This window comes from Rhizobium sp. CF122 (genome assembly GCF_000282035.1).
Lineage (GTDB): Bacteria > Pseudomonadota > Alphaproteobacteria > Rhizobiales > Rhizobiaceae > Rhizobium.
Genome location: NZ_AKKA01000079.1, coordinates 104,227 through 118,829, shown reverse-complemented (window position 1 = coordinate 118,829; position 14,603 = coordinate 104,227). Strand labels below are relative to the sequence as shown.

Genomic DNA, 14,603 nt, shown 5'->3' with positions numbered 1-14,603 from the left:
AGGTGGTGCATGGCAGGTGAAACGATTCTGGTCGTGGGCGGCGCTGGTTATATCGGCTCGCACACGTGTCTCGATCTTGCGAACAAGGGTTTCCAACCAGTCGTTTTCGACAATTTTTCCAACGGTCATCGCGAATTCGTAAAGTGGGGACCCGCTGAGGAAGGGGATATCCGGGATCGGGCCCGGCTCGACGAGGTTCTGGCCAAGCACAAACCAGCTGCCATCCTGCACTTTGCCGCCCTCATCGAGGTCGGCGAATCGGTCAAGGATCCGGTTGCCTTTTATGAAAACAACGTCATCGGCACGTTGACGCTGTTGGCTGCCGCGCAGGCTGCCGGCGTCAAGGCATTCGTTTTTTCGTCCACCTGCGCGACCTACGGTTTGCCGCAGAGCGTGCCGCTCGACGAGACGCACCGCCAGGTGCCAATCAATCCCTATGGCCGTACGAAGTACATCGTCGAGCAGGCGCTTGCCGACTACGACAAGTACACGGGCTTTCGATCTGTCGTACTTCGCTACTTCAACGCAGCCGGCGCCGATTTCGAAGGCCGGATCGGCGAGTGGCACCAGCCTGAAACCCACGCGATACCGCTCGCGATTGACGCCGCTCTGGGCCGCCGTGAAGGCTTCAAGGTATTCGGTACCGACTACGAGACACGCGACGGCACCTGCGTCCGCGACTACATCCACGTGCTCGACCTTGCCGATGCGCATGTCCGTGCCGTGGAGCATCTGCTGCGGGGTGGGGAGTCGATCGCGCTCAATCTCGGCACCGGCACGGGAACAACGGTGAAGGAGTTGCTCGGCGCCATCGAACGCGTGTCCGAGCGGCCGTTTCCTGTGGAGTATGTCGGTCGCCGCGAGGGCGACTCGCACACGCTGGTTGCCAACAATGACAAGGCGCGGGAGGTTCTCGGCTGGACACCACAATATGATTTGTCTCAAATCATCCGCTCGGCGTGGAACTGGCACGCGAAATCAAACCAGCACTGAAATGCATCATGACCGGTAGACCGAACATTCTCTTGATCACCGCGGACCAGTGGCGCGGTGATTGCCTGTCGGCGACCGGCCATGCCTGCGTCAAAACACCGAATGTGGATGCGCTGGCGGCAGAAGGCACATTGTTTACCCGCCACTACGCCGGCGCTGCACCTTGTTCACCGGCACGCGCCACGCTCTACACCGGCCTCTACCAGATGAACCACCGGGTTTGCCGGAACGGCTCACCCCTCGATGCCCGATTTGACAATCTGGCGATGGCGGCACGGCGGGCGGGCTATGATCCGACACTCTTCGGCTATACCGATACCGCACCCGACCCGCGTGGCATGGACGCGAACGATCCGCATTTGACGACCTATGAAGGGTTGTTGCCCGGCTTTACGGCCCGGCAACTGCTTCCTGAGCATGAAAAACAATGGCTCTCCTGGTTGCGCGAGCGTGGACACGCTGAAGCCTTTGACCGCGACATCCACATTCCCATCGGCGCAGACCGCGGCGAAATCTCGAACGCCGCAACAGCCTATTCGAAGAACGAGACGCAAACTGCTTTTCTCGCAGGAGAGTTCATCCGCTGGCTGGGGGAGCAGGATTCGCCCTGGTTCGCACATATTTCATTCCTGCGTCCCCATCCGCCATTTTCGGCGCCGTCTCCGTATAACGATCTGTTCGGCCCGGAGGACGGTCCGCAATTCGCCCGGGCGGAAAACCACGAAACGGAGCAGAGATCACACCCTTACCTGTCCTTTGCCATGCCGAGGGTAGGAACGGGCAGCTTCATTTACGGCGCGACCGGAAAGGTAACCGACTGGCAGGCCAGCGAGTTCGCAGCGATCCGGGCCATTTATTATGGCATGATCGCGGAGGTCGACGCGCAGCTCGGGCGGATTTGGGACGCATTGAAAGATCGCGGGACATGGGACAACACCCTAATCATCGTCACCTCTGATCACGCCGAGATGGCAGGCGATCACTGGACGTTCGGCAAAGGTGGCTTCTTCGATGGCAGCTATCATATCCCGCTTGTCATCCGCGACCCGCAAGCTGTCACGCGGGGCAGGGTGGTCGACCGGTTCACGTCTGCGGCAGATATCTTCCCGACACTTTGCGATCGCCTGAATATCGAACCTGAAAATAGCCTGGATGGCCAGTCCCTGCTGCCGTTCATGGGACAGGGGGAGGCGGGAAATTGGCGCGATGCAGCCTTCTGGGAGTTTGACTTCCGCGACGTCGCCACGCGCGAGCCCGAAGCTCATTTCGGCTTGGAATCAAACGAATGCAACCTTGCCGTGGTCAGAGATGAACGCTTCAAATACGTGCATTTCACGGCGCTTCCACCGCTCCTGTTCGATCTGCAGGCCGATCCGCAGGAATTGAACAACCTCGCGTTGGACCCAGCCTATCTGTCGACCCGGCTTTCCTATGCCGAGAAGCTGCTCTCGATGCGTGCCCGCCATCTGGATCAAACACTCGCCTTTACCGAACTTACGGAGAAAGGGCCGGTCAGGCGCCGGCCCTGATCTACATCAGGCGAGGCGTCCGAGATAATCCATCTTGCCGACTGGAACGCCCTGGTTGCGCAGGATCGCGTGTGCCGTCGCAAGGTGGAAGAAGAAGTTCGGCAGCGCGAAGGTCATGACATACTCATCGCCTCGAAACGTGATCTTGTTGCCCCCTGGTGAAAGGGTGATTTCCCGCGTTTCCGTGCCGTCGAGCGCAGCTGGCGCGACGGTCCCCAGGTAGGCTTCCGTCTTGGCCACACGCTCGCGCAACTCGGCGATCGTCGCTTCATTGTCCTCGAATTTCGGCGCATCGATACCGGTCAGCCGTGCAATCGCCAATTTGGCGCTGTCGGTCGCGCGCTGAAACTGACCCGAGAACGGTAGCATGTCTGAAGATAGCCGTGCGGCGACGAGATCCGCACTATCGATACCCTTTTCCTTTGCGAAGGCCTCGGCTTTGTCGAGATAAGTTTTCAGCGTTTCAAGGCCGCGCTGAAAAACGGGAACTGTTAGTCGGTACATCGAGATGGGCATTAATTTCTCCCTGGAAGGCAGCGAAACTGCGGCCGTCAACGCATTTATATAGTCCGCGGAATCGCGCGTTTCAGCGCCTACCCGAGCGCCTTCGCGAAATTTCCGCAAAGCGGGCACGACCTCATCAATGAAATAGACTTGACGCCCTCAATAGAAAATGGAATGAATATTCCGAGATGCAGATTTTACGGTTCGTTTATTCCGTTTCTTAACGGACGGCCAGCGGGAGATGGCCCACAGGGACCAAAATACTGGCTTTTGGGCATGGCCCAGGGCTCCGGCGTGAGGAGGGTGCAGCCGGACACCGCTTTGTGGAGGAAAGAAAATGAAGAAATTTATCATGGGCACTGCCATGGCGCTCGTCTTGTCGACGGCCGCTCACGCTGAAACTGTCGGTGTCTCGATGGCATTGTTCGACGATAACTTCCTGACCGTTCTGCGCAACGGCATGCAGGATTATGCCAAGACGTTGAACGGCGTAACGCTTCAGGTTGAAGACGCGCAGAACGATGTCGCCAAGCAGCAGAGCCAGATCCAGAACTTTATCGCATCCAAGGTTGACGCAATCGTCGTCAACCCAGTCGACACCGACGCGACGGCCGCCATGTCGAAGCTTGCCGCCGCAGCCGGCATTCCACTTGTTTACGTCAACCGCGAGCCGGTCAACGTCGACAGTCTTCCGGACAAGCAAGCCTTCGTTGCTTCGAACGAGCAGGAATCCGGCACGCTGGAAACCAAGGAAGTTTGCCGCCTCCTCGGCGGCAAGGGCAAAGCCGTCGTAATGATGGGCGAGCTTTCCAACCAGGCCGCGCGCATGCGCACCAAGGACGTTCACGATGTCGTTGCGACCGACGAATGCAAAGGCATCCAGATCATTGAGGAGCAGACCGCCAATTGGTCGCGTACGCAAGGCTCCGACCTCTTGACCAACTGGCTCTCCAGCGGCCTCGAGTTCGACGCGGTCATTTCGAACAACGACGAAATGGCGATTGGCGCCATTCAGGCACTCAAGGCAGCCGGCAAAGATCTCAACAAGATCGTGATCGGCGGCGTTGACGCTACCCAGGACGCACTTGCCGCGATGCAGGCAGGCGACCTCGACGTGACGGTCTTCCAGGATGCGGCCGGGCAGGGCAAGGGCGCGCTCGATGCGGCCCTGAAGCTCGCGAAGGGCGAAAAGGTGGAGAAGAAGGTTTACATTCCTTTCCAGCTCGTCACGCCTGAAAACGTCAAGAACTTCGTCGCGAAGAACTAACGTTCGGAAAAACGGGATGCGGGACGTAGTTCCGCATCCCTTGCCTCAATCCGTGTCCGGGAGGAGATGAGATGGTTGTCAGCCCGTCTACAATGGCCGCAGTGCGTCAGAGCGGCGCTGTTCCGAATGCGGAATACCTGCTGAGCGCCGAGGGCGTGCGCAAGGAATTTCCAGGCGTCGTCGCCCTCGATGACGTCCAGTTCCAACTGAAGCGCGGCACCGTGCACGCTTTGATGGGCGAAAATGGCGCCGGCAAGTCGACGCTGATGAAAATCCTGGCCGGCATCTACATCCCCGACAAAGGCGAGGTGCGCCTCAAGGGTGTGGAGATTCAGCTCAAATCACCGCTGGATGCCCTCGAAAACGGCATCGCGATGATTCATCAGGAGCTGAACCTGATGCCCTTTATGACCGTCGCCGAGAACATCTGGATCCGTCGCGAGCCAAAGAACAAGTTCGGCTTTGTCGACCATGCGGCAATGTTTCGCCAGACGGACGAGCTGTTTCGCCGGCTGAACATCGACATCGACCCGGAAATCCAGGTCCGTGACCTTTCGGTTGCCAACCGGCAGATGGTCGAAATCGCCAAGGCGGTCTCCTACAATTCCGACGTCCTCATCATGGACGAGCCGACATCGGCGCTGACCGAGCGCGAGGTCGAGCATCTCTTCCGGATCATTCGCGACCTCAGGGCGCAGGGCATCGGCATCGTCTACATCACGCACAAGATGAACGAGCTGTTCGAGATTGCCGACGAGTTCTCGGTGTTTCGCGACGGACGCTACATCGGCACCCATGCCTCGACGGACGTCACCCGAGACGACATCATTCGCATGATGGTCGGTCGCGAAATCACCCAGATGTTCCCGAAAGAGGAGGTGCCGATCGGCGACGTCGTTCTCTCGGTGAAGAACCTCTCGCTGAACAATGTCTTCCATGACGTATCTTTCGATGTCCGATCCGGCGAGATCCTCGGCGTTGCCGGGCTTGTGGGATCGGGCAGATCGAATGTCGCAGAAGCCTTGTTCGGCGTAACGCCGGCGACATCAGGCACGATCGAGCTGTTCGGCAATAAGACGGACATCTCCTCGCCGACCGTCGCGATCCGGAACCATATGGCGTTCCTGACCGAAGATCGCAAAGATACAGGCTGTCTGCTGATCCTCAACGTTCTCGAAAACATGCAGATCGCGGTTCTCCAGGACAGGTTCGTCAAGGGGGGCTTTGTGCAGGAAAGCGCGATCGAGGCGACCTGCGAAGACATGGCCAAGAAGCTCCGCGTAAAGACGCCCAATCTTGACGAGCGCGTGGAAAACCTTTCCGGCGGCAACCAACAGAAAGTCCTGATCGGTCGCTGGCTACTAACAAATCCGAAGATTCTCATTCTCGACGAGCCAACGCGTGGAATCGATGTCGGCGCCAAGGCTGAAATCCATCGCCTGGTGACGGAGATGGCGAGAAATGGAGTGGCAGTGATCATGATCTCGTCGGAAATGCCGGAGGTACTGGGCATGAGCGACCGCATCATGGTGATGCATGAAGGACGTGTAACCGGATTTCTCAATCGTGACGAAGCAACGCAGATCAAGGTGATGGAGCTTGCCGCGCAGTGATGCGTGGCCTCCAGCAACCCGAAGGGAGGCTAACATGAACACCAACGCAGCTGAGGCGGCAGCCCCACTTGCAACGCGCGCCCGGCGGCGGCGAGTCCCGCCGGAACTCAACATTTTCCTCGTCCTGATCGGTATTGCGCTCATCTACGAAGTGCTCGGCTGGATTTTTGTCGGCCAAAGCTTCCTGTTCAATTCGCAGCGCCTGACGATCATGATCCTGCAGGTCGCCGTCATCGGCATCATCGCGGTTGGCGTGACGCAAGTCATTATCACGGGCGGCATTGACCTCTCTTCCGGTTCCGTCGTCGGCATGACGGCGATGATCGCGGCGAGCTTCGCACAGGCGTCCACCTGGCCAAGAGCACTCTATCCTTCGTTGACCGATCTGCCGTTCTTCATCCCGATTGGTGTCGGTCTTCTCATCGGCCTCGCGGCCGGCTTCATAAACGGGCAGCTGATCGCAAGGACTAAGATCCCGCCGTTCATCGCCACGCTTGGTATGATGGTCTCGGCACGCGGCATTTCGAAGTGGTACACCAAGGGCCAGCCGGTTTCGGGGCTCACCGATCAGTTCAATTTCATCGGTACCGGCATTTGGCCCGTCGTCGTCTTTCTCGTCGTCGCGCTGATCTTCCACATTGCGCTGCGCTATACCCGCTACGGCAAGTTCACCTATGCGATCGGTGCCAACGTTCAGGCTGCGCGTGTTTCTGGCATTAACATCGAAGCCCACCTGATCAAGGTTTACGCGATTGCCGGCCTCCTGGCAGGTCTTGCTGGCGTCGTCACGGCGGCGCGCGCCCAGACCGCGCAGGCCGGCATGGGTGTCATGTACGAACTCGACGCGATTGCCGCGACCGTTATCGGCGGCACCTCTCTGACCGGTGGTGTCGGTCGCATTACTGGCACGGTCATCGGCACGATCATTCTGGGTGTGATGACCTCGGGCTTCACCTTCCTCAGGGTCGACGCCTACTACCAGGAAATCGTCAAGGGGCTGATCATCGTTGCCGCTGTCGTCATCGACGTCTACCGGCAGAAGAAACGCGCCAAGCACTGACGAAAGTACCTCGGAACGGGAGCCTCGGCTCCCGTTTTCCGTTTCCGCTACCCGTTGATGCGGAACAGCAAAATTTCTGAAAAAAAGGGTAGCGTATTCCACCAGCTTTTCTATTCTGCGCTCTTCATATCGCCCGCCCGGGCACACAGGAACGCAGATGCAATTCGTATTTGACGGCCATAACGACGTCCTCCTCCGGCTTTGGACACATGAACGGGACGGCGGCGATCCAGTCGCCGAATTTGCTAACGGAACAGATCTAGGCCACATCGATGCTCCGCGTGCCAAGGCTGGCGGGCTGGCCGGCGGCCTTTGCGCAATTTACGTGCCCTCAGGCGATCTCGTTTTTGCGGATCCCGACAAGAACGGCCACTACGTTACCCCGCTCGCCGCCCCGCTCGAACCGCTGCCCTCCCTCAGAATCGCCACGGAAATGGCCGCGATCGCCCTTCGCCTGGACAAAGCGGGCGCGTGGCGGCTTTGCCGCACGCTAAAGGACATTCGCCAAGCGATGGCCGATGGTGTTTTCGCGGCGGTGATGCATATGGAAGGTTGCGAAGCCATCGGCCCCGACCTGGCGGTGCTGGAGGTATTCTATGCCGCTGGCTTGCGATCGCTGGGACCGGTTTGGAGCCGCCACAATATCTTTGGCCACGGCGTGCCCTTCGCCTTCCCGATGTCACCGGACACCGCTCCGGGGCTGACTGATGCGGGGTTTGCCCTCGTGCGCGAATGCAACAGGCTCGGCATCCTGATTGATCTTGCGCATATCACCGAAAAGGGCTTCTGGGATATCGCGAAGACAACAGATCGGCCGCTGGTTGCAAGCCACTCCAACGTTCATGAACTGACGCCGGTCGCTCGCAACCTCACCGACAAACAGCTCGACGCCATCAGGGAAACCCGGGGTCTCGTCGGCGTGAATTATGCGACCGCGATGCTGCGCAGCGACGGTCGCTCCGATGGCGATACGCCGCTGAGCGACATGGTGCGCCATATCGACTATCTCGTCGAGCGTGTCGGCATCGACTGCGTGGCGCTCGGCTCAGACTTTGACGGCGCGACCATACCCGACGAAATAGGGGATGCTGCGGGTAACCAGAAGCTAATTGCCGCGCTCCAGCGCGCTGGCTATGGTGCAGGAGATCTCGAAAAATTGGCCAGAGGGAACTGGCTGAGAATTCTGGCCTCGGCGTGGGGAGAAGAGGACGCCTAGGCCAGCTACTTTGTATTGAAATGAAAAAACAAGGGAACAAAGCCATGATAGTCAGCAAATTTAACCGCACTTTCCGCCTGCTTTCGGCAGGCGCCGCTCTGTCGATCATGATGGCGGCTGCACCGGTAGCCTTCGCGGAAACGCCGAAGGACACGCTGGTCGAAGGCTTCGCCATCGACGACATCATCACCATGGACCCCGGCGAGGCTTTCGAACTGTCGACGGCTGAAGTCACGAGCAACACCTACAGCCTGCTCGTCCGTCTCGACATGGGTGACACGTCGAAGGTCAAGGGCGATCTCGCCGACAGCTGGACGGTGTCCGACGATGGTCTGACCTACACCTTCAAGCTGAAACCCGGCATGAAGTTCGCCTCCGGCAATCCGATCACCGCCGAAGATGTTGCCTGGTCCTTCGAGCGCGCTGTCAAGCTCGACAAGAGCCCGGCCTTCATCATCACTCAGTTCGGCATCAATGGTGACAACGTCACCGAAAAGGCAAAGGCAACGGATGAAAACACCTTCGTCTTCACCGTCGATAAGCCCTATGCGCCAAGCTTCGTACTGAACTGCCTGACGGCAACTGTTGCTTCGGTCGTCGACAAGAAGCTGGTCCTGGATCACGTCAAGTCCGTGACGCCGAGCGCCGATTACAAGTACGACAACGACTTCGGCAACGAATGGCTGAAGACGGGCTATGCCGGCTCCGGCGCCTTCAAGCTGCGTGAGTGGCGTGCCAACGAAGTTGTCGTGATGGAACGCAACGACAATTACTATGGCGACAAGGCGAAGCTCAACCGCGTCATCTATCGCTTTATGAAGGAAAGTTCGGCGCAGCGCCTGGCGCTGGAAGCCGGTGATATCGACATCGCGCGCAACCTGGAGCCCGGCGATCTGGATGCAGTCTCCAAGAATGCCGACCTGACGACCGTCAATGCTCCAAAGGGCACCGTCTACTACGTCAGCCTCAACTCCAAGAACGAGAACCTGAAGAAGCCGGAAGTCCAGGAGGCCTTCAAATATCTCGTCGACTATGACGCGATCGGCTCGACGCTGATCAAGGGCATCGGCGAGATCCACCAGACCTTCCTGCCGAAGGGCCAGCTCGGTGCGCTCGATGAAAATCCCTACAAGCTCGATGTCGCCAAGGCCAAGGAACTCTTGGAAAAGGCCGGGCTGAAAGACGGCTTCTCGGTGACGATGGATGTTCGCAATACGCAGCCAATAACGGGTATTGCCGAGTCCATGCAGCAGTCGCTGGCTCAAGCGGGCATCAAGATGGAGATTATCCCCGGCGACGGCAAGCAGACACTGACGAAGTACCGCGCACGCACGCACGACATGTATATCGGTCAGTGGGGTTCGGATTATTTCGACCCGAATTCGAACGCCGATACGTTCACCAGCAATCCGAATAATTCGGATGCTGGCACTGTCAAGACGCTCGCCTGGCGCAACACGTGGGAAGCGCCGGAACTCGACAAGGAAACGAAGGCCGCCCTGCTGGAGCGTGACGGCGCCAAGCGTGCTGCCATGTATGAGGACATTCAGAAGAAGTTCCTGGCAAACAGCCCCTTCGTGATCATCTTCCAGCAGATCGAAGTCGCAGGCGCTCGCAAGAGCCTGAAGGACTTCAAACTCGGCCCGAGCTTCGACACCAACTATGTCGGACCGATCGGCAAGGAATAATCCGGCAGGATTGATCCGTTGAGCAACATTGAAACAAAAATGGAGGCACGGCCCAAACAGGGCCGTGCGGTTCCTATTGCCAAGGCGGTCGGGCGATTTCTTGTCGCCGCCGTCACGACTTATCTTGGCCTATTGGCCGTGACTTTCTTCATCGGCCGCGTCGTACCGATTGATCCAGTCCTTGCGATTCTCGGCGACCGCGCTCCGGCCCATGTTGTCGAGCGCGTCCGTCGCGAGCTCGGTTTCGACCTGCCGCTCTACCAGCAGTTCTACATCTATCTGAAAAGCATTCTCTCAGGTGACTTCGGGACCTCCGTGCTGACCACCAATCCCGTCATGGTCGACATCAGGCGCGTTTTCCCCGCGACGATCGAGCTTGCGACGCTCGGGACCATCATCGGCTCGCTCGTCGGTGTTCCGCTCGGCGTGCTCGCGGCTGTCAAGCGAGGCAGCATTGCCGATCAGATCGTCCGTGTCATCGGGCTGATTGGTTATTCGGTGCCTATATTCTGGCTTGCGCTGATCTCGCTCGTCATCTTCTACGCGCAGCTCCGCTGGGTGGCGTTCCCCGGCCGCATCGACATCGTCTTTGAGTACAGCTTTACGCCGGTGACCGGCTTCTATCTGCTCGACAGCGCCATGCAGGGGCAGTGGGACGTCTTCTATGACGTTTTCCGCCACATCATCCTGCCCGCCTCGCTGCTCGGCTATTTCTCACTGGCCTACATCAGCCGCATGACCCGCAGCTTCATGCTCAATGAACTGAGCCAGGAATATGTGGTAGCGGCACGCGCCAAGGGACTTTCGGAAACTCGGGTCATCTGGGGTCACGCACTGCGAAACGCCGCCGTGCCGCTCGTCACCGTCATCGCGCTTTCGTATGCCGGCTTGCTTGAGGGTTCAGTTCTCACCGAGACGGTTTTTTCCTGGCCGGGCATAGGGCTCTACATCACCAATTCCCTCCAGAACGCGGATATGAACGCCGTCCTCGGTGGCACCATCATCATTGGCACGGTCTTCATCGGCATCAATCTTCTGTCCGACCTTCTCTATCGGACGCTTGACCCTAGGACGCGAAGCCGATGACGGTCCCTGCAAATCAATCAGCGCCGCTGAGCCGCCGCGAGTGGCTGCTGTCCGATCGACCGCAGTCGCGCACGCAAGCGCGATTGGGCCGAGTCTACGTGACCTGGCGCCAGTTCACCGCAAACCGCCTGGCCGTCGTCGGTCTCGTGATCATCATCGCCCTCCTGTTCGTGGCTACCTTTGCGAACCTTCTCGCAACCCATTCGCCCATTGTTGGCGACCTGAAGAATGCGCGGCTGCTGCCGCCTGGCGCTGAGGGCTACTGGCTGGGCACGGACGACCAGGGTCGCGATATCTATTCCCGCCTCATCTATGGTTCCCGATTGACGCTGCTCGTCGTCGTTCTCGTCGCAGCCATCTCGGCGCCGATCGGGCTGATCGTTGGAACAGTGTCGGGTTACGCCGGCGGCTGGGTCGATGCGACGCTGATGCGCATCACCGATATCTTCCTCGCCTTCCCCAAGCTGGTTCTGGCCCTCGCCTTCGTCGCGGCTCTCGGACCTGGCATCCAGAACGCGATCATCGCGATTGCGATCACCTCCTGGCCGCCCTACGCTCGTATTGCGCGTGCGGAGACGCTGACAGTGCGACGCTCCGACTATATCTCTGCAGTCAAGCTGATGGGCGCATCACCCCTGCGGATCGTGGTCCGGCACGTCATGCCACTTTGCCTTTCTTCGCTCATCGTGCGCGTGACGCTCGACATGGCTGGGATCATCCTGACGGCGGCCGGTCTCGGCTTCCTCGGTCTCGGCGCGCAGCCGCCGCTTCCCGAATGGGGCGCGATGATCGCGTCTGGCCGGCGTTTCATCCTGGATCAGTGGTGGGTGGCAGCCATGCCGGGTTTTGCCATCCTGATCGTCAGCCTCGGCTTCAATCTGCTCGGCGACGGCTTGCGCGACGCGCTCGACCCCAAGGAGAGCGGCCAGTGACCGAGCTCCTCACCGTTCAAAACCTCAAAGTCAGCTACCCCACGCGCACGGGCGTCATCGAAGCCGTCCGCGGCGTCTCGTTTACGCTTGGCAAGGAACGCCTCGGCATCGTCGGTGAATCCGGCTCAGGCAAGTCTCAGACCGGGCGCGCCATTATGGGCTTGACCCCGAAGCACGGCATCGTTTCAGCCGACAAGCTCGATTTCAACGGCATTGATCTTCTCGCCGCATCCGCCAAGCAGCGCCGGCAATTGCGCGGCAAACGCATCGCGATGGTCCTGCAGGATCCGAAGTATTCGCTCGATCCCGTCATGTCGATCGGCCGACAGATCTGCGAAACGCTGAGGACCCATGAGAAAGTCGGCAAGGCGGAGGCGCGCGATCGCGCTCTCGCCATGTTGGAGGCCGTGCAGATCCGCGACCCCGAGCGGGTATTCGACCTCTATCCGCACGAGGTCTCGGGCGGCATGGGCCAGCGCGCCATGATCGCCATGATGCTGATCGCCGATCCGGAGTTGCTGATCGCCGACGAACCGACCTCCGCACTGGATGTCACGGTCCAGCTTGATGTTCTCAGGATCATGGACCGGCTCGTGTCGGAACGCGGCATGGGGCTGATCTTCGTATCCCACGACCTGCGCCTGGTTTCGTCCTTCTGCGACCGTGTCATCGTTATGTATGCCGGCAAGGTTGTCGAAGAACTCAAGGCATCGGAGCTCAAGAATGCGCGCCACCCCTACACGCAGGGCCTGTTGAACTGCATGCCCCAAATTGGAGAAAGCAGGCATCCGCTGCCGGTTCTCGATCGCAGGCCGGAGTGGGGAGCATGAGCATCGCACTTTCAGTCGACAAGCTGAGCGTAACCTATGATCACTTCCGTGCGTTAAAGGACGTCAGCGTTGATATCGAGACCGGCGAGTCATTCGGCCTGGTCGGCGAGTCCGGATCGGGAAAGTCGACCCTGCTCCGTGCCGTTGCCGGCCTGGCACCGGTGGCAGGCGGCTCGATCAAGATCCATAGCGATCCCCTCGTTGGTGCGAAACGATCCAAGGCCTTTTACAGACAGGTGCAGATGGTCTTCCAGGATCCTTATGGATCCCTGCATCCTCGCCAGACCATAGATCGCCTCCTACTCGAGCCGCTGGCGATACACGGCATCAGCGACAGTGACATGCGGATCGCCCGGGCCCTCGACGAAGTCGGGCTTGGAAATGGCTTCCGTTTCCGTTACCCGCATCAGCTTTCGGGCGGTCAGCGTCAACGCGTTGCGATTGCCCGGGCATTGATCGTCGAGCCGTCCATCCTCTTGCTTGATGAGCCGACCTCGGCCCTTGACGCTTCAGTGCAAGCGGAGGTTCTGAACCTCCTCGAACAGGTGCGGCGAGATCGCAAGCTGACCTTCGTTATGGTCAGCCATGATCTCGGCGTCGTCACCCACATGTGCGGTCGCCTGGCCGTGATGCGAAACGGGGCCGTCGTCGAGCGACTGACTTCAGCGCAGCTTGCGCAGGCAGCCGTGACAGAGGACTACACGCGAAATTTGATGGTTGCCAGTAAGGGTTTCGTCAAAGCTTGAAGGGCAATCCTTCCAACGATTTGATTTCACTGAGGCTCGCTGGGCCTCAGCCTTAATGATCCACTAAAACACGACCATTCGACTAGACTATTGACACTTGCCTTACTTCTGTCATGATCCGGTTAACGCCCGTTAATTTTCGTGATCATGGAGATCCGGCATGTTTTTTCTTGGCGGCATGACCATGGGATATCTGCAGCCATCGGCCAAGATCGATAGAGAAGCTGCACCCTCGACATCCATTCCCGCAGAGAAAGACCGGCGACTCCTGGAAACACCGGAAGCAACGGTCAGGTGCCGCCAAGGTGCCGGAGACGATCGTTCGTTGCTCTGGGCGTGGCGAATTCTCGTGTAATCGCCGAAGGACGGATTTTTTAACGTCCCCTGGCAGGACAGAATTTTATCTCTACCTATTAGATAGAGAAAATACGAAAACACGCTCTAACAAAAGAAGCGCGGAGAAACGGAGGCAGCACATGGCAGACTTGGGTATCTCGCATGCTCATGTGAATCAATATGGTTCCGTCCAGACCAAGAAGCCGGTCACGACACGCAGCAAGATTCAGCTTGTCGTTCACGCAACGCTTGTCACGGCGGCATTTCTTTTCGTCACAGCCCTCGTCTTTGGCATCGTAGGATAAGCCAAAGAACACGTAGTGTCGCGGCCGTCGAGAGATGCCGCGTCGGAGCCACGTTTTATTCTCTCATCACATTCATTGTGAAACGGAGAATGAAGATAAAAGGGATTTTGGGATATTCCGATCCCGGTGATTATTCTGCTCCATCTCTTCCATGCAGTCTAAGATTGCGGTTGGTTGCCGATATAGAAAAGGTGCGTCGATTTCGACCCGCCTTTTCTATTGGCTGAACCCGGCCTGGGGGCTCCAACGGAACCAATAGGGCGACCTCCCGTTATTTCGTCAGCAAAGACAAAGGAGATCGCCATGCTTTATTATGCACTCGTATTTCTCGTTGTAGCGCTGATTGCCGGGGTTTTGGGCTTTGGCGGCATTGCAGGTGCTTCCGCGTCGATCGCACAGGTTCTTTTCTTCCTGTTCCTGATCCTGTTTGTCGTCTCGCTGGTTATGCGCCTCATGCGACGCGCTTGACAAAAAACACTGGTGTAAGATTGGAAATCG

At 58.6% G+C, this 14,603-nt stretch carries 15 protein-coding genes; 14 read left to right on the top strand and 1 reads right to left on the bottom strand.

Annotated elements, in window-relative coordinates; genetic code table 11:
• The first annotated feature begins 9 nt into the window (after positions 1–9).
• Positions 10–993 (top strand): UDP-glucose 4-epimerase GalE, encoded by a 984-nt coding sequence (galE, locus tag PMI09_RS19405; RefSeq protein ID WP_037083556.1) that lies wholly within the window; start codon positions 10–12, stop codon positions 991–993.
• Positions 994–1,001: 8 nt separating this feature from the next.
• Positions 1,002–2,522, top strand: coding sequence for an alkaline phosphatase family protein (locus PMI09_RS19400; protein WP_007798237.1), 1,521 nt, complete (start codon positions 1,002–1,004; stop codon positions 2,520–2,522).
• Positions 2,523–2,528: 6 nt separating this feature from the next.
• Here the strand turns inward: PMI09_RS19400 and PMI09_RS19395 are convergent, their stop codons facing one another.
• Positions 2,529–3,038: a DUF1993 domain-containing protein gene (locus PMI09_RS19395; RefSeq protein WP_007798235.1), complete on the bottom strand. Its 510-nt coding sequence runs from the start codon at positions 3,036–3,038 to the stop codon at positions 2,529–2,531.
• Positions 3,039–3,363: 325 nt separating this feature from the next.
• On the opposite strand from PMI09_RS19395, the gene PMI09_RS19390 reads away from it, so the two are divergent.
• The 12 genes from PMI09_RS19390 to PMI09_RS30525 all read left to right on the top strand — a co-directional run bounded on the left by PMI09_RS19390 (position 3,364) and on the right by PMI09_RS30525 (position 14,573).
• Positions 3,364–4,293 (top strand): sugar ABC transporter substrate-binding protein, encoded by a 930-nt coding sequence (locus tag PMI09_RS19390; protein WP_007798233.1) that lies wholly within the window; start codon positions 3,364–3,366, stop codon positions 4,291–4,293.
• 71 nt (positions 4,294–4,364) lie between these two features.
• Complete coding sequence (locus PMI09_RS19385; protein ID WP_007798231.1) at positions 4,365–5,906, top strand: sugar ABC transporter ATP-binding protein; 1,542 nt, start codon at positions 4,365–4,367, stop codon at positions 5,904–5,906.
• 34 nt (positions 5,907–5,940) lie between these two features.
• On the top strand, positions 5,941–6,966 hold the full coding sequence (locus PMI09_RS19380; protein ID WP_007798229.1) for an ABC transporter permease: 1,026 nt from the start codon (positions 5,941–5,943) through the stop codon (positions 6,964–6,966).
• Positions 6,967–7,123: 157 nt separating this feature from the next.
• On the top strand, positions 7,124–8,182 hold the full coding sequence (locus tag PMI09_RS19375; protein ID WP_007798227.1) for a dipeptidase: 1,059 nt from the start codon (positions 7,124–7,126) through the stop codon (positions 8,180–8,182).
• Between the two features lie 44 nt (positions 8,183–8,226).
• Positions 8,227–9,870, top strand: coding sequence for an ABC transporter substrate-binding protein (locus PMI09_RS19370; RefSeq protein ID WP_007798226.1), 1,644 nt, complete (start codon positions 8,227–8,229; stop codon positions 9,868–9,870).
• Between the two features lie 18 nt (positions 9,871–9,888).
• Positions 9,889–10,956, top strand: a complete 1,068-nt coding sequence (locus PMI09_RS19365; protein ID WP_007798225.1) for an ABC transporter permease — start codon at positions 9,889–9,891, stop codon at positions 10,954–10,956.
• Positions 10,953–11,888: an ABC transporter permease gene (locus tag PMI09_RS19360; RefSeq protein ID WP_007798223.1), complete on the top strand. Its 936-nt coding sequence runs from the start codon at positions 10,953–10,955 to the stop codon at positions 11,886–11,888. Before PMI09_RS19365 ends, PMI09_RS19360 begins: the two co-directional genes overlap by 4 nt.
• The gene (locus PMI09_RS19355; protein WP_007798221.1) at positions 11,885–12,718 is read left to right on the top strand and encodes an ABC transporter ATP-binding protein; all 834 of its coding nucleotides are present in this window, start codon (positions 11,885–11,887) and stop codon (positions 12,716–12,718) included. Before PMI09_RS19360 ends, PMI09_RS19355 begins: the two co-directional genes overlap by 4 nt.
• Positions 12,715–13,464: an ABC transporter ATP-binding protein gene (locus PMI09_RS19350; RefSeq protein ID WP_007798219.1), complete on the top strand. Its 750-nt coding sequence runs from the start codon at positions 12,715–12,717 to the stop codon at positions 13,462–13,464. The genes PMI09_RS19355 and PMI09_RS19350 overlap by 4 nt, the downstream gene beginning before the upstream one ends.
• A gap of 160 nt (positions 13,465–13,624) precedes the next feature.
• Positions 13,625–13,819: a hypothetical protein gene (locus PMI09_RS19345; RefSeq protein WP_007798217.1), complete on the top strand. Its 195-nt coding sequence runs from the start codon at positions 13,625–13,627 to the stop codon at positions 13,817–13,819.
• Between the two features lie 121 nt (positions 13,820–13,940).
• Positions 13,941–14,105, top strand: coding sequence for a hypothetical protein (locus PMI09_RS31770; protein WP_007798215.1), 165 nt, complete (start codon positions 13,941–13,943; stop codon positions 14,103–14,105).
• Between the two features lie 303 nt (positions 14,106–14,408).
• Positions 14,409–14,573 carry a DUF1328 domain-containing protein gene (locus tag PMI09_RS30525; protein WP_007798213.1) on the top strand — a complete coding sequence of 55 codons (165 nt, stop codon included), beginning with the start codon at positions 14,409–14,411 and terminating at the stop codon, positions 14,571–14,573.
• The last annotated feature ends 30 nt before the right edge of the window (positions 14,574–14,603 follow it).

Excerpts from the sequence above, each read along its gene's own strand:
- galE (WP_037083556.1), top strand. The coding sequence starts at position 10 with ATGGCAGGTGAAACGATTCTGGTCGTGGGCGGCGCTGGTTATATCGGC.
- PMI09_RS19400 (WP_007798237.1), top strand. The coding sequence starts at position 1,002 with ATGACCGGTAGACCGAACATTCTCTTGATCACCGCGGACCAGTGGCGC.
- PMI09_RS19395 (WP_007798235.1), bottom strand. The coding sequence starts at position 3,038 with ATGCCCATCTCGATGTACCGACTAACAGTTCCCGTTTTTCAGCGCGGC.
- PMI09_RS19390 (WP_007798233.1), top strand. The coding sequence starts at position 3,364 with ATGAAGAAATTTATCATGGGCACTGCCATGGCGCTCGTCTTGTCGACG.
- PMI09_RS19385 (WP_007798231.1), top strand. The coding sequence starts at position 4,365 with ATGGTTGTCAGCCCGTCTACAATGGCCGCAGTGCGTCAGAGCGGCGCT.
- PMI09_RS19380 (WP_007798229.1), top strand. The coding sequence starts at position 5,941 with ATGAACACCAACGCAGCTGAGGCGGCAGCCCCACTTGCAACGCGCGCC.
- PMI09_RS19375 (WP_007798227.1), top strand. The coding sequence starts at position 7,124 with ATGCAATTCGTATTTGACGGCCATAACGACGTCCTCCTCCGGCTTTGG.
- PMI09_RS19370 (WP_007798226.1), top strand. The coding sequence starts at position 8,227 with ATGATAGTCAGCAAATTTAACCGCACTTTCCGCCTGCTTTCGGCAGGC.
- PMI09_RS19360 (WP_007798223.1), top strand. The coding sequence starts at position 10,953 with ATGACGGTCCCTGCAAATCAATCAGCGCCGCTGAGCCGCCGCGAGTGG.
- PMI09_RS19350 (WP_007798219.1), top strand. The coding sequence starts at position 12,715 with ATGAGCATCGCACTTTCAGTCGACAAGCTGAGCGTAACCTATGATCAC.
- PMI09_RS19345 (WP_007798217.1), top strand. The coding sequence starts at position 13,625 with ATGTTTTTTCTTGGCGGCATGACCATGGGATATCTGCAGCCATCGGCC.
- PMI09_RS31770 (WP_007798215.1), top strand. The coding sequence starts at position 13,941 with ATGGCAGACTTGGGTATCTCGCATGCTCATGTGAATCAATATGGTTCC.
- PMI09_RS30525 (WP_007798213.1), top strand. The coding sequence starts at position 14,409 with ATGCTTTATTATGCACTCGTATTTCTCGTTGTAGCGCTGATTGCCGGG.